The sequence below is a fragment of the Ruegeria sp. HKCCA5763 genome (genome assembly GCF_013034545.1).
Classification (GTDB): Bacteria; Pseudomonadota; Alphaproteobacteria; order Rhodobacterales; family Rhodobacteraceae; genus Ruegeria.
Genome location: NZ_WQGF01000010.1, coordinates 71,826 through 91,084, shown reverse-complemented (window position 1 = coordinate 91,084; position 19,259 = coordinate 71,826). Strand labels below are relative to the sequence as shown.

The window sequence follows — 19,259 nt, the reverse complement described above, 5'->3', positions numbered from 1 at the left end:
ACTAAATTGCCTCATCGTGAAAAAAGGATAAAAAATTTCACGAGATTCGGAGTGTCTGTGTGAACAACCAAGCCCCACAAAGCGCGACATTGGGTGCTGACTTGCGTGCCTTGCGCAAGGCGCGTGGGTTAACCCTGACCGAGATCGCGACACGGCTGGAGCGCTCGGTCGGTTGGCTCAGCCAGGTTGAACGGGACATGTCCGACCCTTCCATCTCGGATCTGCGACAGATCGCAGAATGCCTTGGTGTACCTATGTCGATGCTGTTTGCTCATGCGGCGGTTCCGGTTGATGAGAAGGGATATGTTGTTCGTGCGGGAACGCGCCGGCCCATGGGGTCGGGGGAAGAAGGGTTGATCGAAGAACTGCTTTCGCCTGATCTGACCGATGATTTCGAAATGGTGCATTCCACGTTCGAGCCCAATTCGAAGATGCAGACGCCCGCTAATCGCCCGACGCAGGAAGTGGGCTACATGATTTCGGGCCGGTTGGATCTGACCATCGGGTCGCGCGTATTTACCGTTGGCCCGGGTGACAGCTTTCGGATCAAACACGAAACTTACCAATGGTCCAACCCCTATGATGAGCACGCAGTGGCAATCTGGGTCATTGCCCCGCCGGTGTATTGATGAGCTTTGAAGCCTGGACCATATTCGCGCTGTTTTGGGTGGTGTTCGTGACCACGCCGGGTCCGAATGCGGTCAATTGTATCTCGAACGGGATGAGTTTGCCCTTCCCAAAGGCGATGTTGGGTGTTCTGGCAATCCTGACGCAAGCAAGCGCGTTTCTGATCATGTCGGCGCTGGGCATCACCGCACTGATCGCCGCGTCACCGACCGGGTTCTTCGCGGCCAAACTTGTGGGGGCCGCTTTCCTGATTTGGGTCGGCATCCGAGGCTGGATGAACGCTACGAAACCAGCGCCGGCCTCTGAACGACCTGCTCGGCATGTCTATTTTCACGCGCTGGCAGTGGCGACGATCAATCCTAAAAGCGTGGCCGGATACCTCGCTGCCTTTTCGCAATTCGTGCAACCTGACGTGCCGATCTGGCAGCAAATGGGGGTGATCATGCCCACCGCGCTGATCATCACCACGCTCAGCTATACCGGCTTCACCTTGTTGGGTGCGCTGATGGGCAAGGCGGCACTAGGGGCTGTGTTCAACATCTGGGTTCGCCGCGTGATGGCAACCTGTTTCATCATCTATGGCGTGTTGCTGGGGGCCAGCTCCACGCCCACAGCAAGGGGGTAGTCTAATGCATACTGGTTCCTGCCTGTGCGGCGCGGTTGCGTTTACGATCGATGGAGAGCTGTCGCCGCCCTCGGCCTGCCATTGCGGCCAGTGTCGCAAGCAGTCGGGCCATATCTGGTCCTCGACCTCGACCCATCAGGACAACCTGAGCTTTTCCGCCAGCGACACGCTGTGTTGGTTCCGTGCGTCAGATACCGCGCGGCGTGGCTTTTGCAGTGAATGTGGCTCTTTCCTGTTCTGGCAGCACAATGCCGAAGACACGATTTCGATTTCCATGGGTGCGCTCAGCGAACCTACGGGCCTGAAACTCTCAAAGCACATCGTTGTCGCTGACAAAGGTGACTACTACGACATCTCAGACGATCTGCCCCAGCGGGCACAGTAACAGAGGATCAAAACACATGAGTGACTTTCCAACCAAAGCCCGTGTTGTCATCATCGGTGGCGGCGTCGTGGGCTGCTCGTCCCTTTATCATCTGGCCAAGAAGGGCTGGACCGACTGCGTTCTGCTGGAAAAGAACGAGCTGACTGCTGGCTCGACTTGGCACGCGGCGGGCAATGTGCCGACCTTCTCGACCTCATGGGCGATCATGAACATGCAGCGCTACTCGACCGAGCTGTATTCGCGCTTGGCTGAAGAGGTCGACTACCCGATGAACTATCACGTTTCGGGTTCCATCCGTCTGGCGCATAGCAAAGAGCGGATGCAAGAGTTCGAGCGCGCCATGTCCATGGGCCGCTATCAGGGCATCCCGATGGAGATGTGGACCCCGGAACAGGCCAAGGAGCACTATCCGTTCCTCGAGACGCATGACCTTGAGGGCGTTTTGTATGATCCCACCGACGGCGATATCGACCCGGCGCAGCTGACGCAGGCACTGGCCAAAGGCGCGCGCGATTTGGGTCAGAAGATCATCCGCTTCTGTCCTGCGACCGGTGTGACGCAGCATGACGATGGCACCTGGACCGTGCATACGGACAAAGGCGACATCGCCTGTGACTACGTAGTGAACGCCGCGGGTTACTATGCACAGCGCGTGGGTGAGATGTTCAAGCCATTCGGCGGCCGAACTGTGCCTGCCATGGTGATGAGCCACCAATACCTGCTGACTGATGAAGTCCCCGAAGTTGAAGCGTGGTCGAAGGAACACGGCGGCAAGCTGCCTCTGCTGCGGGACGTCGATGTCTCCTACTATCTGCGGCAGGAGAAGAACGGCTTCAACCTCGGCCCCTACGAGCCCAACTGCAAAGGCCACTGGATGACCGAAGACGATCCGATGCCCGAGGATTTCAGCTTCCAGCTTTGGAATGACGATCTGGATCGAATCGAGGACATCGTCACCGACGCAATGGAGCGGGTGCCGCTGATGGCAACGTCGGGCGTAGGCCGGGTGATCAACGGCCCGATCCCCTACGCGCCGGATGGCCTGCCGCTGATTGGTCCGATGCCGGGTGTGAAAAACGCGTTCGAGGCGCACAGCTTTACCTTTGGCATCGCGCAGGGCGGTGGCGCGGGCAAGGTGCTGGCCGAGTGGATCGTTGATGGCGCGACCGAGTGGGACATGTGGGCCGTCGATCCGCGCCGTTACACCGATTATACCGATCAGGACTATTGCAACCAGAAAGGCATGGAAGTCTACGGCAACGAATACGCCATGCATTTCCCGCACCACGAATGGCCTGCCGCGCGTGACAAAAAGCTGTCGCCGGTACATGACAAGGTCAAAGCGCTGGGCGGCGTGATGGGTGTGTATAACGGCTGGGAACGTGCCAACTGGTTCGCGCAGCCGGGCGATGATACATCTTTGGAGGCGACGCATACCTGGGGCCGTTCCGGCCCGTGGGAGCAGCGGATCAAAGAAGAATGCGAGGCCGTACGCGACCATTGTGGCGTGCTTGATCTGCCAGGGTTCTCGCGTTTCATGGTCAAAGGCGAAGGCGCTGCCGAGGCGTTGCGCGGTCTGATCACAGGTGGATTGCCCAAAGTTGGCCGTATCAATCTGGTCTACATTTCGGATGACCGGGGCCGCATCCTGACCGAAATGTCCTGTCTGCGCCTAGGCGAAGATGAGTTCGTCATGATCACCGCCGCAACGGCACAATGGCATGACCGGGATATTCTGGTGAATGCAATGCCCGCCAGCGTATCGGTTGAGGACGTCACCACAACCCGCGACACGCTGATCGTCACCGGCCCGAAATCGCGTGAGATCCTGTCGGGTTTGACCGACGCCGATCTGTCCTCGGGCTGGCTGACCCATCAGGCCGCAACCGTGGCTGGCCAACCGGCCCACCTGATCCGCGTTTCTTTTGCTGGTGAGTTGGGGTGGGAGGTTCATGCGCTCAACGCGGATATGCCTGCGATCTACGACGCGATCCTTGATGCGGGGGCCAAGCCGTTCGGTATGTACGCCCTGAACTCGCTGCGCATCGAAAAGGGTTACCGCGCGTGGAAAGGCGACTTGTCGAGCGATTACTCGCTGCTCGAAGGGGGGCTGGAGCGGTTCGTCAAACTGGACAAACCGCAGGACTTCCCCGGCAAGGCCGCGATCCTGAGCGAGAAGCAGCAAGGCGTGAAGAAGTCGTTCGTCACCCTGACTGTTGAGGCTGGCGATTGCGACGCGCCATACATGTCCTGCATCTGGCAGGGGGACGAGATCGTCGGTGAGACGACGTCGGGCGCATGGGGGTACCGTGTCGGCAAATCCATCGCTCTGGGCATGATTAAGGCTGAGCTTGCAAACCCGGGTACCGAGCTTGAGGTCGAAATCTACGGCCAAAAGTGCCGCGCTGTGGTAGAGCAGGATCAACCGCTTTGGGATCCCGAGAACGAGCGGTTGCGCGCTTAACCCCTTGCGGAGACCGCCATGAGCAAACGATACGCCAAACTGGGGCCCGGCGAGGGCCCCAACTATGACTGGGAAAATGACCATACCTTCGTGAAGGTGTCAGGTCAGGACACAGACGGCGCATACACGCTTATGGAAGACAATCTGAAGGCCAGCTTCGCGCTTGGCCTTCATCGCCACGATACGCACGCCGAAACCTTCTATTTTTTGGAAGGTGAAGTTGACTTCTATGTCGACGGCGACTGGCATCGATGCGGGCAGGGCACCACGATGCACGTTCCGCCCGGAGTACCGCACGCGTGCCGCATTGCAGTTGATACACCTGCCAAAATGCTCATGATCTTTCAGCCGTCAGGGTTTGATGGGTTCCTTGCCGAACTCGCGAAGATGACCGAGGCAGACTTTGCCGATGAGGCCAAAATGGCGAAGGTCAACGCAAGGTACGATATCGTTCCCATGGGGCCTGTTCCCGCGCACCCGGATGATGAGGTCTGAGATGGCTATCCCCAACACCATGTCTGGCGTTTATCTGACCGGTCACGGTGGACCCGAAGTCTTGGAGTGGCGCGAAGATATTCCGGTGCCAAAGCCCGGTCCGGGCCAGGTGCTTGTTCGGGTTGCCGCGGCCGGTGTGAACAATACGGATATCAACACGCGTGTCGGCTGGTACTCGTCGGATGTGACCGGCGCTACGGATACCGTGGAGCAAGACGTCGAAGCCGGTGGGTGGGGCGGTGCCTTGCACTTCCCCCGCATTCAGGGTGGGGATCTGTGCGGCATTGTCGAGATGGTGGGCGAAGGAGTTCATTTCAGCCCGGGCCAACGCGTAACCTGCCCGATCAACCTTCCGCGCCCGCGTCCCGGACATCCTCGGGGGTTCGTTGCGCTGGGGTCAGAGATCGACGGCGCGTTTGCCCAATACTGTCTAGTAGAGGCGGATGATCTGTACGACGTCAGCACCTCGCCCTTGTCGGATGTTGAAATTGCAGCCATACCCTGCGCCTTTGGAACCGCCGAAAACCTGCTGACCCGCGCAGGCGTGACTGCAGGGCAAAAGGTCTTGATCACTGGTGCGTCAGGTGGTGTCGGTCTGGCCGCTGTACAGCTCGCGTCACTGCGCGGGGCCACTGTATGGGGCGTAACGGGCGCTGCGAAAGCCAAGGTCGTCATGTCCCAGGGGGCAAGAGCTACGTTTGACCGTAGTGAACCGCTGCCTCAAGACATCTTTGATGTGGTCATTGACGTCGTTGGTGGTCCTGCTTGGGCATCGCTGATCCTTGCCCTGAAACCCGGAGGGCACTACGCCGTGTCGGGTGCAATCGCAGGCCCAATTGTTCAGGCCGATCTGCGGGATATCTACTTGCGCGACATCACAATTCACGGGTGCACCCATCAAAGCCCTGAAGTCTTTGGACGTCTTGTCGAATTGATGAATTCGGGACGGATCAAACCGTTGATCTCTTGCACCTATCCGTTAAAGGATATCGCCCAGGCGCAAGCGGACTTCCAATCCAAGACCTTACCGGGCAAGCTGGTTCTTTTGCCTCAAGGAGCGATAGCATGACAGATATCACCCTTTTGGATGGTTCGATCGGGCAGGAACTGGTTAAGCTCAGTGGCAATGCTCCAACGGCGCTTTGGTCAACCCGTGTCATGATTGAACACCCCGAATTGGTGCGCGAAGTTCACGCCGAATATTTTCGGCGCGGGGCCACCATTGCGACCACCAACACATATGCGGTTCACCGGTCGCGACTGCGGTTTGAAAACATCGAAGATCAGCTTGAGGCCCTTGTTGATACAGCCGTCTCGCAAGCACAAGCGGCTTGCGAGGGTCGGCAAGGGCGCGTTGCCGGATCATTGGGGCCTTTGCTGGCATCGTACAGACCTGACCTGAAGCCCGACCCAATCGATGCTGGTGAGAAATTTGCGGAACTGGTTGGCCTTATGGCGGATCACGTAGATCTGTTTCTGATCGAGACGGTGTCATCAGTACTTGAAGCCGAAGGTGCGCTACGGGGTACGTCGGAATGTGGCAAGCCGGTATGGCTTTCTCTTTCAGTAAATGATGACGACGGTCGTTTCCTCAGGTCGGGAGAGCCCTTGGCGGATATTGCTCCGCTTATCAAAGAGTTTTCCCCGGATGCGCTGTTGATCAACTGTTCGCGCCCCGAAGCGATCCCGGCCGCGTTGGAGATCCTGTCCGGCATGTCTCTGCCATTTGGGGCCTATGCCAATGGGTTCACGCATATCTCGGACGGGTTCCTCGAAGATGCGCCGACAGTGGACGCATTGGAACAACGTCACGATCTTGGCCCGGACGCTTATGCAGATCACGCGATGCGTTGGATCGGTCAGGGTGCTACTATTGTTGGCGGATGCTGCGAAATCGGCCCGGATCATATCGAAACACTGGCCAACCGTTTGCGGGCGGCCGGGCACAATATCGTCTGAGCACACAGATGACAGCAGAAGCGACACAGAGAAGCCCAAAGCAGACGATCCAGCATTTCGACATACTGGTCGCGCCCGGTTTTGTGCTGCTTGAGCTAGCCTCGCTGGTGGATGTTCTGCGTGTGGCGAACCGTGTTTGTGCTTCTCCACCTTTCACATATTCGTACCGGTCGCTGCGCGGTGGCGATGTGGCCAGCAGCAGTGACGCGGTTGTTTCGACCTCAATTGTGCCGCAGCAGCCCAAGGCGGACTATCTATTTGTCATCGGCAATTCCGACCCGGATCAACCCGACCTGTCGCTTGGGCGCACTGTCTCGGATTATACGTACCGTGGTGCACAGGTTTTTCTGCTGTCTGAAGCCGCCAGCCGTTACATAGATGAAAAAGGCACCGAAGACCTGGCAACCCATTGGGAAAATGCCTCTTTCCTGCGTGAGCGCGGCGCCCGGTTTGAGGCGAAACTTCTGATTGCCACAGAGAACGGACCTGTGGTCACATGTGCGGGCATGGGTGCGACTGCGGACATCGCACTGGCTGTCATCGGGCGGCACATCTCGGGGCCGGCGAAAATGACCGTCGCGGATATCATGCTGCATGAGCAGATTCGCGACTTTTCTTCCATGCAGCCGTTTTCCGGGGCAAAAACCTCGGCCACCGGAGATGCAAAACTGGATCAGTGCATCAAACTGATGCAAGAGAACATCGAAGATCCGCTGCCCATCCAGCAGATTGTCGAGGATCTGAACCTGTCGAATCGGTCGTTGGAGCGTAAGTTCAAATCCTTTTTGGGCACCACGCCCAATGGGTTTTATCGTGAAATGCGTCTGGCAAAGGCCAACAACTTGCTTATGAACACCACGATGAGCGTGCGCGAAATCGGTATGGCTTGTGGGTTTCCAAACGGATTTTCTTCTGTTTACAAGAGCTTCTTCGGGGTTACTCCGTTTGTCATGAGGCGGGACAGGCGTCAGACCAACCAAAGATGATTTTCACGAATTTGGTGACGTTTTTGGTGCATTTCCTGTCGACCTCCTATGGCATCCTTCCGCAGACCAAACACTATCGGAGTCGTCATCATGGTTGATCTTCCCAGCAAGGCCCGCGTGGTCATAATTGGCGGCGGTGTCATCGGATGTTCTGTTGCCTATCACCTGACCAAAAAGGGCTGGAAGGATGTTGTTCTTCTGGAACGAAAACAGCTAACCAGCGGTACCACATGGCACGCGGCGGGTTTGATCGCACAACTGCGTGCCACTGCGAACATGACCAAGCTGGCGAAATACAGCCAGGAACTTTACGGATCTCTGGAAGAAGAAACCGGCGTTGCCACGGGCTTCAAACGCTGTGGATCAATCACCGTGGCTTTGACCGACGAGCGCAAGGAAGAGATTTACCGTCAGGCGGCCATGGCGCGCGCCTTTGGTGTCGAGGTCGAAGAAATCTCGAACGAACGCGTTCAGGAGCTGTATCCGCATATCAATCTCGATGGCGTCAAAGGGGCCGTTTACCTGCCGCTGGACGGCCAGGGTGATCCCGCCAATATCGCACTGGCGCTGGCCAAAGGTGCACGGCAACGCGGCGCCGTCGTGAAGGAACGGGTTAAAGTCACTGACATCGTCAAGCAGGGCCGTTCTGTCACCGGGGTGGATTGGGTCGCGGATGACGGCAGCGCTTCGGGCCATATCGAATGCGACATGGTGGTGAACTGCGCCGGGATGTGGGGCCACGAGGTAGGCCGCATGGCGGGTACCAACGTGCCGCTTCATGCGTGCGAGCATTTCTATATCGTGACCGAAAATATCGACGGTCTGACCCAACTGCCAGTGCTGCGTGTGCCTGACGAATGCGCGTATTACAAAGAAGATGCAGGTAAAATCCTGCTGGGCGCGTTCGAACCCAACGCGAAACCGTGGGCAATGGACGGCATCCCGGACACGTTCGAATTCGATCAACTCCCCGAAGACTTCGACCATTTTGAGCCGATCCTCGAAGCTGCGTGTGAGCGGATGCCGATGCTGGCCGAAGCCGGTATCCACACTTTCTTCAACGGCCCGGAATCGTTCACACCTGACGATGCCTATCATTTAGGCCTTGCGCCCGAGATGGATAATGTATGGGTCGCTGCGGGCTTCAACTCGATCGGTATTCAGTCTGCCGGTGGCGCGGGTATGGCGCTGGCTGAATGGATGGACACAGGCGAGAAACCCTTTGATCTGGGCGATGTGGACATCAGCCGGATGCAGCCGTTCCAGGGCAATAAAAAGTACCTCTTCGAACGCTCGAAAGAGACGCTGGGGCTGCTGTATGCCGACCACTTCCCCTATCGTCAAAAAGCCACTGCGCGCGGTGTGCGTCGAACGCCGTTCCACCACCACCTTTTGGAACAGGGTGCTGTCATGGGCGAGTTGGCTGGTTGGGAGCGCGCCAACTGGTTCGCGGGTGAAGGGCAAGAGCGCGCATACCAGTATAGCTGGAAGCGTCAGAACTGGTTCAAGAACTCGGCTGCTGAACACCGCGCCGTGCGCGAAAATGTCGGCATGTATGACATGTCGTCTTTCGGCAAGGTCCGCGTCGAAGGTCCCGACGCCGAAAAGTTCATGAACTATATCGGTGGTGGCGACTACTCGGTACCTAATGGCAAGATTGTCTACACGCAGTTTCTGAACCGTGCCGGCGGGATCGAAGCCGATGTGACTGTCACACGCCTGAGCGAAACCGCATATCTAGTCGTGACTCCTGCCGCGACACGTCTGGCAGATCAAACCTGGATAATGCGCCACGCGGGCGATTTCAACGTCGTGATCACCGATGTCACAGCAGGTGAGGGTGTTTTGGCCGTTATGGGGCCCAACTCGCGTGCTCTGCTCGAGAAAGTGTCGCCCAACGATTTCACCAACGCGGCCAACCCCTTCGGCACTGCGCAGGAGATTGAGATCGGAATGGGCCTGGCGCGTGCGCATCGCGTCACCTATGTGGGCGAGCTTGGATGGGAGATCTATGTTTCTGCGGACATGGCAGGCCATGTATTCGAAACCCTCCACGAGGCCGGACAGGATATGGGGCTGAAGCTGTGCGGGATGCACATGATGGACAGCGCCCGTATCGAAAAAGGCTTCCGCCATTTCGGGCACGACATCACCTGCGAGGATCATGTGGTGGATGCGGGTCTTGGCTTTGCCGTCAAGGTGGACAAGGGCAGCGACTTCATCGGTCGGGAAGCCGTGATTGCCCGCAAGGAAAGTGGCCCCAAGAACCGGTTGGTGCAGTTCAAGTTAACAGACGCTGAACCGCTGCTGTTCCACAACGAACCAATTGTCCGCGATGGCGAATATGTGGGCTATCTGAGTTCGGGCAACTATGGCCACACATTGGGCGGTGCCATTGGTCTGGGTTATGTCCCATGCGAAGGCGAAAAGGCTGCGGACGTTCTGGCATCCACTTATGAGATCGATGTCTGTGGGGTGAAGGTTAGAGCAGAAGCTTCGCTTAAGCCGATGTACGACCCAAAATCCGAGCGCGTGAAAGTCTGACAATGGCGAGGGGGCACTGCCCCCGCCGCCCTTCTCGGGCGACTCCCCCGAGGTATTTGGGGCCAGATGAATGTAGGATCCCTTGTTCATCTGGCCTAAAAATACCTCGGAGCGCGAGGCAGCGCCTCGCTGCACTAACATGGGTTTCCAAGCGACGTCTGAGATCGACCCATCACTATTCGTTATGTACGACTTCACGGTTTTCAGAGTTTTCAAGTTGACCTGAACTGCCGTAAGTGTGTCCGGTACTTACCGGAGACTTACTGTGGCAAACACGCCTCCTGCTTCTCAGAATGCAGATACCCCGAAGGGCCTTGCGCTTGCGGTTACCGCCTATGTTTTGTGGGGGTTTCTGCCGCTTTACCTGAAAGCGCTGGACCATATCGGGCCGGTTGAGGTTGTGGCCCATCGCATTATTTGGTCGGTTCCGGTGGCCGGGTTGCTGTTGGTTATTCTCGGGCGCACTAGGGACATTAAGGCGGCTCTGACCAATCCGAAGATGTTGGGGATGGCTGCATTGACGGCAGCGCTGATCTCGGTGAACTGGGCGATTTATGTTTGGGCGATTTCGACTGGGCACGCGTTGGATGCAGCCCTGGGATACTATATCAACCCGCTTTTCAGCATCGCGCTTGGCGCGATTTTGTTGCGCGAGCCATTGACGCGGACGCAATTGGTGGCCGTAGGTCTGGCCGCTTTGGGTGTGTTGGTTTTGGTCCTGGAAGCGGGTCGACTACCTTGGGCTGCGCTTGGTCTAATGGTCAGCTGGGGATTTTACGCTTTTTTCAAACGATCTCTGCCAATTGGACCCAATCAAGGATTCTTGCTTGAGGTGCTGATCCTTTTGATCCCGGCTTTGGTCTACGTCACATTTCTGGGTGTGCAGGGTACGGGAAAATTTGGCGTGGCTCTTTCCGATACCTTGCTGTTGTCCTGCGCCGGAATCGTGACGGCCGTGCCGCTGCTGGTTTATGCAAACGGTGCCAAGCTGGTGCGGCTGTCCACGATGGGTATCCTGCAGTACATCGCGCCGACCATGATCTTTGTGACGGCAATCACTGTGTTTGGCGAAAAGATCGACACCGGTCGGATGATCGCTTTCCCGCTAATCTGGGCGGCGTTGATTGTCTATTCGATCCCGATGATCCGGCAGGCGCGGGCTCAGGCCTGACGCAACAGTTGCGCTGCGGCGTCTGCCCAAAGGGCGTAGGCGTGTGGACTGGGATGATAGCCGTCCGGGGCAGCAAGCGCCGGGTCATCCGGCAGATCGAGTTTCAGATGCCAGACATGGGGGTGAGCGGACACAACCTGCTGCAGCGCCTGATCCAGCCGGGCCGCCTGACGGCCAAGGACCCAGGCCAAAGGATGGGACAAGGCCGGGAACCTGTTCATTTGTGGAACTCCGGTTACGACAATGCGTCGCGCTCCCAGATCGTTGGACAAAGCATTGATAAGCTGCGTTTGGCGGTGCGCAAATTGTCGGGATGTAACGGCGCGGGTCACATCATTGACGCCTAAGGCCGTGACAACTGCGTCGAACTCCCCCTGCACGCTTTTCAGGCGGTCGAGTGTGTCCAGTGTTGTGTGCCCCGTGGCCGCTTTCAATTGCCACTCGACCGAATAGTGTTTGGCCAGCCGGTCAACCAGCTGCCCTGACAGAGCCTGCGCTTGGGTTCCGGCCCCAACGCCAGCAGCCGAGCTGTCGCCGCAGATGAGCAGGCGCAGGCGTGGTCCGCGACCTGATCTGCCCGTTCGCGGACCAGCCGGTTCAGGCAACATCTGAGCGTTGCGGCGCACAGAAAGACCCTGTGCCGCCAAAACCGGCAGCAGGGGAATGCGCAGGACCTGATCGGCTGCAATCAAACCGCGCATAGTCAGCTCAGGGCGTCTTTGAACTTAAGAAAGCGTGCGTCGGTCATCACGCGCGCCATCATCGCTTCTCGTAACGCACCCACTGTTTTGTAAGGGCGCATCACGACCTCGAAGGTCTGAACCAAGCCTTCGTCGTTCAGCGTGATCAGATCCACCCCGATCCCGTCAAGATCGCCGACCTTGCACTGGAATTCCAACGCCCAGTCTTTTCCTTCGCCCATGATGCGGCGATAGCGGAAGTCTGAAAACACCTGACCAACATGTCCCAGAACGGCGGTCACAGGCGCACGCCCGGTCCAGGTGCTGTAATAGGTCGGGGGCAGGAACTGAACGTCCTCGGCCAACAGCGCGTGGATCAGGGATTCATCGCCTTTGGCGACAACCTCTTGCATTCGTTCGATGGTCGGGTGCATGTCGTTTCCTCCTGTGCAGAAGGTCACTGAACTTCTGGTCACAGGCAAGGACGACGTTGCGGGAGGTCACGGGCTGCGATAGGCAGGCCCGCATGAGCGAGACCTATGACCCCCCTCAAACCCCGCTGGATATCTTGCACGAAGACGCGCAACTCATTGTGGTGAACAAACCGTCTGGCCTGCTTTCGGTGCCGGGGCGTGGTGAACATCTGGCGGATTGTCTTCTGACGCGGGTGCAGGCGGCTTTTCCCCAGGCATTGCTGGTGCATCGGCTGGACCGGGATACATCCGGTGTCATGGTTTTTGCCCAAACGCCCCATGCACAGCGCAACCTGAGTATGCAGTTCGAACAGCGTCAGACACGCAAAACCTACGTCGCTCGTGTCTGGGGGCGCTTGGAGCCAAAGACCGGCACAGTGGACCTGCCTTTGATTGTGGACTGGCCCAACCGGCCCCGACAAATGGTCTGCCATGACACCGGAAAGCCTGCGCTCACCGATTGGCGCGTTGTAAAACATGAGGGCGAAACAACGCGTGTGCGCCTGTTTCCCAAAACCGGACGGTCTCATCAGTTGCGGGTTCATATGCAGGCGCTGGGTCATCCGATTCTGGGTGACCCGTTTTATGCAACGGGTGCGGCGGCGGATTTCCCAAGGCTGATGCTGCATTCGGAAGAACTGCGCCTGAAACACCCAGAAGGCGGGGTTTCAATGAAATTTCGTGCCGGGGCCGATTTTTGAAGAATTCGCATCCCAGTTGGCGGCTAATTGCCGATCTCACTGGATTGTTGCTTGAGACCCAACACCCTGGCCGTGATATACTGGGGAAAACCAAACGCACCTGACAAACGGGTGTTTGAGCAGAAGGTGATATCATGACGATTTCCAAGTTTATTCTGGCCACGGGGCTGAGTTCGGTTCTTGTTCTGTCGGCTTGCACAGATCCAGGTACGTTGTCGGTGCAAAGCGATCCAAACCAAAATACCAAGCAAGGCGCCGTTCTGGGCGGTCTTGTCGGGGCGGGCATAGGGGCGATTGCCAACAACTCGAACCCCGGTCTGGGCGCGCTGGCAGGGGCCGCAATTGGCGCTGCTGGTGGCGGTCTGATCGGCAACCAGCTGGACAAACAGGCGGCAGAGCTGCGTCAGCAATTGGCAAATGACGGGATCACCATCGTTAATGCGGGTGACCGGCTGATTGTGACTGTTCCTAACGATATTACCTTTGACACCGACAGTTCGACCGTGCGCCCGGCGCTACGATCTGATCTGGTGAAAGTGGGTCAAAATCTGGTCAATTACCCCAATTCGAACGTGCAGATCATCGGTCACACAGACAGCGACGGTGACGCGGGTTACAATCAAGGGCTGTCTGAACGTCGCGCCAATGCGGTTGCGGATGTCCTGCAGGCTAATGGTGTCAGCTATAATCGCATCACAACAATCGGTCAGGGCGAGAACAATCCTGTGGCATCGAACCTGACACCGGAAGGCAAGGCGCAAAACAGGCGGGTTGAAATCGTTGTTGTGCCCAGCGGAAACGCGTAACGCGGATTAAACATTTTGCACGGGGTCGCCTTTGGCGGCCCCGTTTGCGCATTGACTGTGCGTCAAATGGGGTTTGGAACAGGTCCAACTCGGGCTAGTTTTCCAGAAATCACAGAAATGGAGTTCCCCTAGATGTCTCAACCCACTCTCCTTGGTCTGTCTGGATCCCTGCGTCAGGATGCGACCAACCGCAAGCTTTTGCGGGAAGCGGCCCGGTTGTTTGATCCGGCCCACTTTGTCGAAGCAGACCTGAACTTGCCCCTTTATGACGGGGATCTGGAAGAGGGTGAGGGCATACCGGCAGCGGTGCAGTCTCTGGCAGATCAAATCGCACAGGCTGACGCGGTAATTATCTCGACGCCGGAGTACAATAAGGGTCCATCTGGCGTTCTGAAGAACGCGCTGGACTGGGTCAGCCGCACTCAGGGTAACCCTTGGGCCGACAAACCGGTTGCGGTCATGTCGGCGGCAGCGGGTCGTGCAGGCGGTGAGCGGGCACAGATGATCCTGCGGTCGTTTATGGTGCCCTTTCAGCCACGCATTCTGCAGGGGCCTGAAATCCATCTGGCGAACAGTTCGAACGAGTTTGACGAGCACGGAAAACTGGCCTCTGACCGCTATGAAAAGTCACTGCACAAACTGATGCAGAAACTCCGTGCCGAGGCTGGTTTTTGAAACTGGCTCGCGTATTGGGCATGGCACGTTCGGGCTGGCTAGCCTCAAAGGGTGGTGTTGGGTATATGCGTCCATCTCGTAGAGTGCATCGATTACAATGAGGCGTCGGGTCGGAAATCTTCGGGGATTTCATCCCGGTTTTCCAGCATCAGATCAGCCATGACCTCGGCGATCTTGGGGGCCATGCCAAACCCGATCTTGAACCCGCCATTTGCGATGAACTGCCCCTGATGCAATGGATGTGCGCCCAGCATTGGCGCGCGGCTTTTACTGCGGGGGCGGACACCAGCCCAGCGTTCTATTACCTCGGCCCCGTGCAGCAGCGGCAGGGCACGCGTGGCGCGGTCAATCACGTCGTCCAGAGCGCTGTCTGTGCTGGTCGGATCGTCATACTCCCGCTCCGAGGTTGATCCGATCGCCAGTGTTCCGTCCGCGTGGGGCACAATATGTATAGCATCGGCAAAGAGCTGCGGGACCTCACCCGCGTCAAAGCGCAACAGGGCAGCTTGCCCTTTGACGCCGTTGCCAACGGTCTTGCCGTAGGCATCGTTGAGCTCTTTTAACCCGGCAAGGCCAGTTGCGTGTACAACCTGTCCTTTGTTTTCCGCATCATTGACAACGTGAACGCCCATAACCTCAAGGGCGGCAACAAGCGCGGCGCAGGCTCGCCGGGGGTGCATCCGTGCGGTCAGAGTGTCCCGGATGACAAATCCGGTGGGGCTGGGCGGGCACCACGCTCCAGCTTGCGCGGTGGTGATCACGCGCCATTCGGCCTGACCTTGCCAAAGTCTATCTGCCGTACCTTCGCGCTGCCGCGCAAGGTCAAGGCTGCGGGTATCCGAGATGGGTTGAAGGCGACCCAACCGACCATAACCGGAGGAAACGCCGCCGGTTTCTTCGACTTGCCGCCAGAAAGCTTCAGCCATGATCAGGCTTTCGAACTGAAAGGCTTTCTTGGCGTTCCAGTTTTCAGGTACATGCGGGGCCAATGCGCCGACCAGACCGCCGCTGGAGCCGGCTCCGGGGCCGAATGGATCGACAACCTGCACTTTCGCGCCGCGCCGGGCGCAGGTCCAGGCAATGGACAGGCCGAAAATGCCTGCACCGCGAACTGTAACATCGACCATTGCCAATTCCCTTTTCCTTGTTCAGTGTCGCGCCGCTTAGCTACAGGATTCCCCGATGGCAGACCAGCGTGCCAAATTGACTTGGACCGAGGATCAGATACCGGTCTCGGATCGTTTCGATGATCCCTATTATTCGCTGCAGAACGGGCTGGAAGAGACGCGACACGTGTTTTTGGCTGGCAATGATTTGCCTGCGCGCTTCACACCTGGATTTCACATTGCCGAGCTGGGTTTTGGCACGGGCCTGAATCTGCTGACCGTTTGGTCTGAGTGGGAGAAATCAGGTCAAACAGGACCCTTGCGGTTTACCAGTTTCGAAGCTTTTCCCATGGCCGCGAAAGATATGCAGCGTGCGCTTGAAGCCTTTCCCGAATTGCAAGCGTGGAGCAGCCGGTTTCTTGCGCATTGGACGGGCCGCGATTGCACGCTTGAAACCCTCGCGTTTGAGCTGATCATCGGAGATGCTCGTGAGACTTTGCCGAAATGGGCCGGAATAGCAGATGCCTGGTTTCTTGACGGGTTTTCGCCCGCCAAGAATCCGGAACTATGGGGTGCAGACCTGATGCAGGAGGTTGCAAACCACACCGTTACAGAGGGGACCGCCGCCACATATACCGCCGCAGGCTTTGTGCGCCGAGGGTTGGAGGATGCCGGGTTCGACATCACCCGCGCGCCCGGCTATGGCCGCAAGCGACATATGACGCGGGCATTCAAAGCATGACACAAAAGAACAACGTTGGCGCAGGCATCGCCTTAATGGTGGGCGCGACAATTGTCTTTGCCCTACAGGACGGAATCTCGCGCCATTTGGCCGGGACCTACAACACCTACATGGTGGTTATGATCCGCTATTGGTTCTTCGCGGCGTTTGTCATAGCGATAGCCGCGCGCTCTGCAGGCGGTTTGAGGGCCGCGACGCAAACAAATCAGTTGGGTCTGCAGATCACCCGGGGCGTGTTGTTGGCCGCAGAGATCTGCGTCGCGGTCTTCGGCTTCACTGTGCTTGGACTGATCGACAGCATGGCCATTTTCATATGTTATCCTTTGCTTGTCGCCGCACTCAGCGGGCCGGTTCTGGGCGAACAAGTCGGATGGCGGCGGTGGAGCGCGATTGGAGTGGGGTGTATCGGCGTTCTGATCATTTTGCAGCCCGGCGTTGGGGTATTTGACCCATGGGCGATCATTCCCCTGATTTCCGCCCTGATGTTTGCGATCTACGCCTTGTTGACACGTTATGCCGCGCGTCAGGACAGCACAGCCACCAGCTTTTTCTGGACCGGCGTCTCAGGCGCAGTTGCAATGACTCTGGTCGGTATGTGGTTTTGGGAGCCGATGGTCCCCGCCGACTGGGGCTGGATGGCGTTGCTGTGTGTAAGTGGTGCATCCGGGCACTGGTTGCTGATCAAGTGCTACGAGATGGCCGAGGCCAGCGCGGTGCAGCCCTTCGCCTATTTCCATCTGGTCTGGAGCGCGATTCTGGGGATCTCGGTCTTTGGCGAGATGCTGCGCCCCGAAGTTGTCGTAGGCGCAGCAATTGTTGTGGCCGCAGGGCTGTTCACCTTATGGCGCGAACGCCGCCAGAGATGATCCGATCAGCTCCTGCGAGAACGGGACCGGAAGCGCGGGCTGCCCCAATCGGGCCCGGTAAACCGGCAGGCTTTCGGTCACGCGCATCACGTAGTTGCGGGTTTCACTGAACGGAATTGTCTCGATCCAGTCGACGATATCGATCTGGCCCGCGCGGGGGTCGCCAAAACGTTCCATCCACGAGATCGGTCGCCTTGGCCCCGCGTTGTACCCGGCCGCCATCATCACTACGTTGCCGTTGAAATCAGCGGCCAGTCCAGAAAGGTAGTTGGCCCCCAGCTTGGCGTTGTACTGCCAATCCGTGGTCAATCGGCCGGTTTTGTGGCCACTGAGAATGCCCAGCTCACCTGCGACCAGCTTGGCTGTTGCAGGCATCACCTGCATCAGGCCGCGCGCTCCCGCGCCACTAATGACGACAGGATCAAACTCGCTTTCGCGTCGCGCAATCGCCAGCGTCATTTCCTTGGCCATAGGCAGGCGCATATCGGCCACCGGATGCATCGGGTAATATGCTGCGGGCAAAACAGTGCCTGTGGTCGCTGCCCGCTTGGCGATCATAACCGCCAGGTGCGGCTGTTTCAGCTCGATGACCAAGTCGCCAAGTTGATTGGCCTGTACCGGATCAAGGCTTTCAACCAGATGGGTCAGGAACCTCTCGGACAGGTTCGCCTCTCCGGCCTTCAGCAGCAGCAAGCCTGCTTCCAAAACACTGGAATCGGCAAATTCTGCCTGCCGCCAATGCGGTGCGCGGCGTGGGTTGGCCAGCTCTGTGTCAAACGGCCTTCCTATCTGTTCCGCAGCAAGCAAGCCGTAGAACGAAGTCTGGTAGTCGGCCCCTGCGGCATACGCGTCATATGCTTTGTCCGCATCCCCCAACGCAGCATAAGCCCGCCCAAGCCAATAGCCGCCGCGCCCCTTCGAGATTGGGGATCGGACCGCGTCCGAGAAGTTTTGGAAATGCCGTACAGCCGTGGCTGGGTCATTCAGCTTACGCAGCGCCAGAAACCCTGCCAGCCACTCCAGATCCGCATATCCATAGCCCATTTCAGGTGTCATGTGGTGATTGGCGGCGACGTCGTAAGCTCGTGCCAATCGTCCAGACCGCATCTCAAGCCGTGCCAGACGGCGGCGCCCTTCGGCCCATTTGTCGGGTTCGCCCAAGGCATCCGGGCCAGTCGAACGCGCCAGCATAAGGTCAATGGCACTGTCATCCAGTTCCTTCCTGTCCCGCCAGACAAACCGATCAAAGGCAAGCCCAGGCGCATCCTTTAGCGATTTCGGAACCGCCGCGACTTTGCTGTCCACACCAGGCTGGCGCTTTTGCAAGGCGATCCGCGCCTCTGCCAACTTGCGCTGATCGGCATTGACCAGCGAAAGCATTTGGCCGGAACTGACCAGATGACCATCCCACAACATTCGGTCCAAACGTGCGGTGTGATGCGGTTTCAACAGCTTCGCAAAGTTTTCCAGATACGTCTTCTGCAACCCCGAACCCATCGGCATGGTCCGCCACGCGGTGACGATATCCGCTTCGGCGTCTCCGACGCGCCCCTTTGCTTTCAGAGCGATTGCATAGTTCAAAGCACCTTCAGCAGTCTGAGGGGGCATGTCAGAATAAAACTTCAATACCCTGTCAGGATCGGCGCCGGTAAAGACCGGTTCGCTTTTGCGGCGCAACCATGCAAGTCCGGGCCAGTCCGGACGGCGTTCAAGAAACACCAGCACATCGCCCGAGCTGCCGAACCCTTCGCGCAGCCAGTGCCAGACGATGATATCGCGCGATACGGACCCGCGCTGGCCAGACACACGCAGCGCGGCGTTCCAGTCGCCCTTGCGCATTTCATAAAGACCTGCGCGCAAATCACCTGCGGCATCCGCCCGCGCAAGCTGCGGTGCCGTCACTGAATACACAATCACAGCAATCAACAATGCCAGAAAGCGTGTCATCCCTTGC

At 58.0% G+C, this 19,259-nt stretch carries 19 protein-coding genes; 15 read left to right on the top strand and 4 right to left on the bottom strand.

Annotation, left to right across the window (positions count from 1 at the left end; genetic code table 11):
• Positions 1 to 59: 59 nt before the first annotated feature.
• From GOV89_RS16870 to rarD, 10 genes are all read left to right on the top strand, one after another.
• Positions 60 to 629 (top strand): XRE family transcriptional regulator, encoded by a 570-nt coding sequence (locus tag GOV89_RS16870; RefSeq protein ID WP_171180216.1) that lies wholly within the window; start codon positions 60 to 62, stop codon positions 627 to 629.
• Positions 629 to 1,252, top strand: coding sequence for a LysE family translocator (locus tag GOV89_RS16865; RefSeq protein WP_171180215.1), 624 nt, complete (start codon positions 629 to 631; stop codon positions 1,250 to 1,252). The genes GOV89_RS16870 and GOV89_RS16865 overlap by 1 nt, the downstream gene beginning before the upstream one ends.
• Positions 1,253 to 1,256: 4 nt before the next feature.
• The gene (locus GOV89_RS16860; protein WP_171238680.1) at positions 1,257 to 1,637 is read left to right on the top strand and encodes a GFA family protein; all 381 of its coding nucleotides are present in this window, start codon (positions 1,257 to 1,259) and stop codon (positions 1,635 to 1,637) included.
• A gap of 16 nt (positions 1,638 to 1,653) precedes the next feature.
• Positions 1,654 to 4,101 (top strand): FAD-dependent oxidoreductase, encoded by a 2,448-nt coding sequence (locus GOV89_RS16855; protein ID WP_171180211.1) that lies wholly within the window; start codon positions 1,654 to 1,656, stop codon positions 4,099 to 4,101.
• Between the two features lie 18 nt (positions 4,102 to 4,119).
• Positions 4,120 to 4,596 carry a cupin domain-containing protein gene (locus GOV89_RS16850; protein ID WP_171180209.1) on the top strand — a complete coding sequence of 159 codons (477 nt, stop codon included), beginning with the start codon at positions 4,120 to 4,122 and terminating at the stop codon, positions 4,594 to 4,596.
• 1 nt (position 4,597) lies between these two features.
• The gene (locus tag GOV89_RS16845; RefSeq protein WP_171180207.1) at positions 4,598 to 5,665 is read left to right on the top strand and encodes an alcohol dehydrogenase family protein; all 1,068 of its coding nucleotides are present in this window, start codon (positions 4,598 to 4,600) and stop codon (positions 5,663 to 5,665) included.
• Entirely contained in the window at positions 5,662 to 6,555 is an 894-nt protein-coding gene (locus GOV89_RS16840; protein ID WP_171180205.1) for a homocysteine S-methyltransferase family protein, read from the top strand. Before GOV89_RS16845 ends, GOV89_RS16840 begins: the two co-directional genes overlap by 4 nt.
• Before the next feature lie 8 nt (positions 6,556 to 6,563).
• Positions 6,564 to 7,541, top strand: a complete 978-nt coding sequence (locus GOV89_RS16835; RefSeq protein ID WP_171236059.1) for a GlxA family transcriptional regulator — start codon at positions 6,564 to 6,566, stop codon at positions 7,539 to 7,541.
• A gap of 90 nt (positions 7,542 to 7,631) precedes the next feature.
• Positions 7,632 to 10,085, top strand: coding sequence for an FAD-dependent oxidoreductase (locus GOV89_RS16830; protein ID WP_171238679.1), 2,454 nt, complete (start codon positions 7,632 to 7,634; stop codon positions 10,083 to 10,085).
• A gap of 265 nt (positions 10,086 to 10,350) precedes the next feature.
• Positions 10,351 to 11,256 carry an EamA family transporter RarD gene (gene rarD / locus GOV89_RS16825; RefSeq protein WP_171238678.1) on the top strand — a complete coding sequence of 302 codons (906 nt, stop codon included), beginning with the start codon at positions 10,351 to 10,353 and terminating at the stop codon, positions 11,254 to 11,256.
• Here the strand turns inward: rarD and GOV89_RS16820 are convergent.
• Together GOV89_RS16820 and GOV89_RS16815 are read right to left on the bottom strand one after the other, a co-directional pair.
• The gene (locus GOV89_RS16820; RefSeq protein ID WP_171180197.1) at positions 11,247 to 11,957 is read right to left on the bottom strand and encodes an SGNH/GDSL hydrolase family protein; all 711 of its coding nucleotides are present in this window, start codon (positions 11,955 to 11,957) and stop codon (positions 11,247 to 11,249) included. The two genes, rarD and GOV89_RS16820, sit on opposite strands and share 10 nt — an antisense overlap.
• Before the next feature lie 2 nt (positions 11,958 to 11,959).
• Positions 11,960 to 12,370, bottom strand: a complete 411-nt coding sequence (locus tag GOV89_RS16815) for a nuclear transport factor 2 family protein (RefSeq protein WP_171238677.1) — start codon at positions 12,368 to 12,370, stop codon at positions 11,960 to 11,962.
• A gap of 92 nt (positions 12,371 to 12,462) precedes the next feature.
• Between GOV89_RS16815 and GOV89_RS16810 the strand changes: the two genes are divergently transcribed.
• The 3 genes from GOV89_RS16810 to GOV89_RS16800 all read left to right on the top strand — a co-directional run bounded on the left by GOV89_RS16810 (position 12,463) and on the right by GOV89_RS16800 (position 14,591).
• On the top strand, positions 12,463 to 13,110 hold the full coding sequence (locus GOV89_RS16810) for an RluA family pseudouridine synthase (RefSeq protein ID WP_171180192.1): 648 nt from the start codon (positions 12,463 to 12,465) through the stop codon (positions 13,108 to 13,110).
• A 134-nt stretch (positions 13,111 to 13,244) separates the two neighbouring features.
• Positions 13,245 to 13,916: an OmpA family protein gene (locus tag GOV89_RS16805; RefSeq protein ID WP_171180190.1), complete on the top strand. Its 672-nt coding sequence runs from the start codon at positions 13,245 to 13,247 to the stop codon at positions 13,914 to 13,916.
• 132 nt (positions 13,917 to 14,048) lie between these two features.
• Positions 14,049 to 14,591 carry an NADPH-dependent FMN reductase gene (locus tag GOV89_RS16800; RefSeq protein WP_171180188.1) on the top strand — a complete coding sequence of 181 codons (543 nt, stop codon included), beginning with the start codon at positions 14,049 to 14,051 and terminating at the stop codon, positions 14,589 to 14,591.
• Positions 14,592 to 14,683: 92 nt separating this feature from the next.
• Here the strand turns inward: GOV89_RS16800 and GOV89_RS16795 are convergent, their stop codons facing one another.
• Positions 14,684 to 15,718, bottom strand: a complete 1,035-nt coding sequence (locus GOV89_RS16795; protein WP_171238676.1) for an FAD-binding oxidoreductase — start codon at positions 15,716 to 15,718, stop codon at positions 14,684 to 14,686.
• 55 nt (positions 15,719 to 15,773) lie between these two features.
• On the opposite strand from GOV89_RS16795, the gene mnmD reads away from it, so the two are divergent.
• The gene (mnmD, locus tag GOV89_RS16790; RefSeq protein ID WP_171180184.1) at positions 15,774 to 16,439 is read left to right on the top strand and encodes a tRNA (5-methylaminomethyl-2-thiouridine)(34)-methyltransferase MnmD; all 666 of its coding nucleotides are present in this window, start codon (positions 15,774 to 15,776) and stop codon (positions 16,437 to 16,439) included.
• Entirely contained in the window at positions 16,436 to 17,305 is an 870-nt protein-coding gene (locus tag GOV89_RS16785; protein ID WP_171180183.1) for a DMT family transporter, read from the top strand. Before mnmD ends, GOV89_RS16785 begins: the two co-directional genes overlap by 4 nt.
• On the opposite strand, the gene GOV89_RS16780 is transcribed toward GOV89_RS16785, so the two are convergent.
• Positions 17,279 to 19,252 carry a lytic transglycosylase domain-containing protein gene (locus GOV89_RS16780; RefSeq protein ID WP_171180181.1) on the bottom strand — a complete coding sequence of 658 codons (1,974 nt, stop codon included), beginning with the start codon at positions 19,250 to 19,252 and terminating at the stop codon, positions 17,279 to 17,281. The genes GOV89_RS16785 and GOV89_RS16780 overlap by 27 nt on opposite strands.
• Between the last annotated feature and the right edge of the window lie 7 nt (positions 19,253 to 19,259).

Coding starts and splice junctions, on each gene's coding strand:
- GOV89_RS16835 (WP_171236059.1), top strand. CDS start 6,564: ATGACAGCAGAAGCGACACAGAGAAGCCCAAAGCAGACGATCCAGCAT.
- GOV89_RS16830 (WP_171238679.1), top strand. CDS start 7,632: ATGGTTGATCTTCCCAGCAAGGCCCGCGTGGTCATAATTGGCGGCGGT.
- GOV89_RS16805 (WP_171180190.1), top strand. CDS start 13,245: ATGACGATTTCCAAGTTTATTCTGGCCACGGGGCTGAGTTCGGTTCTT.
- GOV89_RS16845 (WP_171180207.1), top strand. CDS start 4,598: ATGGCTATCCCCAACACCATGTCTGGCGTTTATCTGACCGGTCACGGT.
- GOV89_RS16850 (WP_171180209.1), top strand. CDS start 4,120: ATGAGCAAACGATACGCCAAACTGGGGCCCGGCGAGGGCCCCAACTAT.
- GOV89_RS16810 (WP_171180192.1), top strand. CDS start 12,463: ATGAGCGAGACCTATGACCCCCCTCAAACCCCGCTGGATATCTTGCAC.
- GOV89_RS16815 (WP_171238677.1), bottom strand. CDS start 12,370: ATGCACCCGACCATCGAACGAATGCAAGAGGTTGTCGCCAAAGGCGAT.
- mnmD (WP_171180184.1), top strand. CDS start 15,774: ATGGCAGACCAGCGTGCCAAATTGACTTGGACCGAGGATCAGATACCG.
- GOV89_RS16780 (WP_171180181.1), bottom strand. CDS start 19,252: ATGACACGCTTTCTGGCATTGTTGATTGCTGTGATTGTGTATTCAGTG.
- GOV89_RS16785 (WP_171180183.1), top strand. CDS start 16,436: ATGACACAAAAGAACAACGTTGGCGCAGGCATCGCCTTAATGGTGGGC.
- GOV89_RS16795 (WP_171238676.1), bottom strand. CDS start 15,718: ATGGTCGATGTTACAGTTCGCGGTGCAGGCATTTTCGGCCTGTCCATT.
- GOV89_RS16820 (WP_171180197.1), bottom strand. CDS start 11,957: ATGCGCGGTTTGATTGCAGCCGATCAGGTCCTGCGCATTCCCCTGCTG.
- GOV89_RS16855 (WP_171180211.1), top strand. CDS start 1,654: ATGAGTGACTTTCCAACCAAAGCCCGTGTTGTCATCATCGGTGGCGGC.
- GOV89_RS16860 (WP_171238680.1), top strand. CDS start 1,257: ATGCATACTGGTTCCTGCCTGTGCGGCGCGGTTGCGTTTACGATCGAT.
- GOV89_RS16865 (WP_171180215.1), top strand. CDS start 629: ATGAGCTTTGAAGCCTGGACCATATTCGCGCTGTTTTGGGTGGTGTTC.
- GOV89_RS16800 (WP_171180188.1), top strand. CDS start 14,049: ATGTCTCAACCCACTCTCCTTGGTCTGTCTGGATCCCTGCGTCAGGAT.
- GOV89_RS16840 (WP_171180205.1), top strand. CDS start 5,662: ATGACAGATATCACCCTTTTGGATGGTTCGATCGGGCAGGAACTGGTT.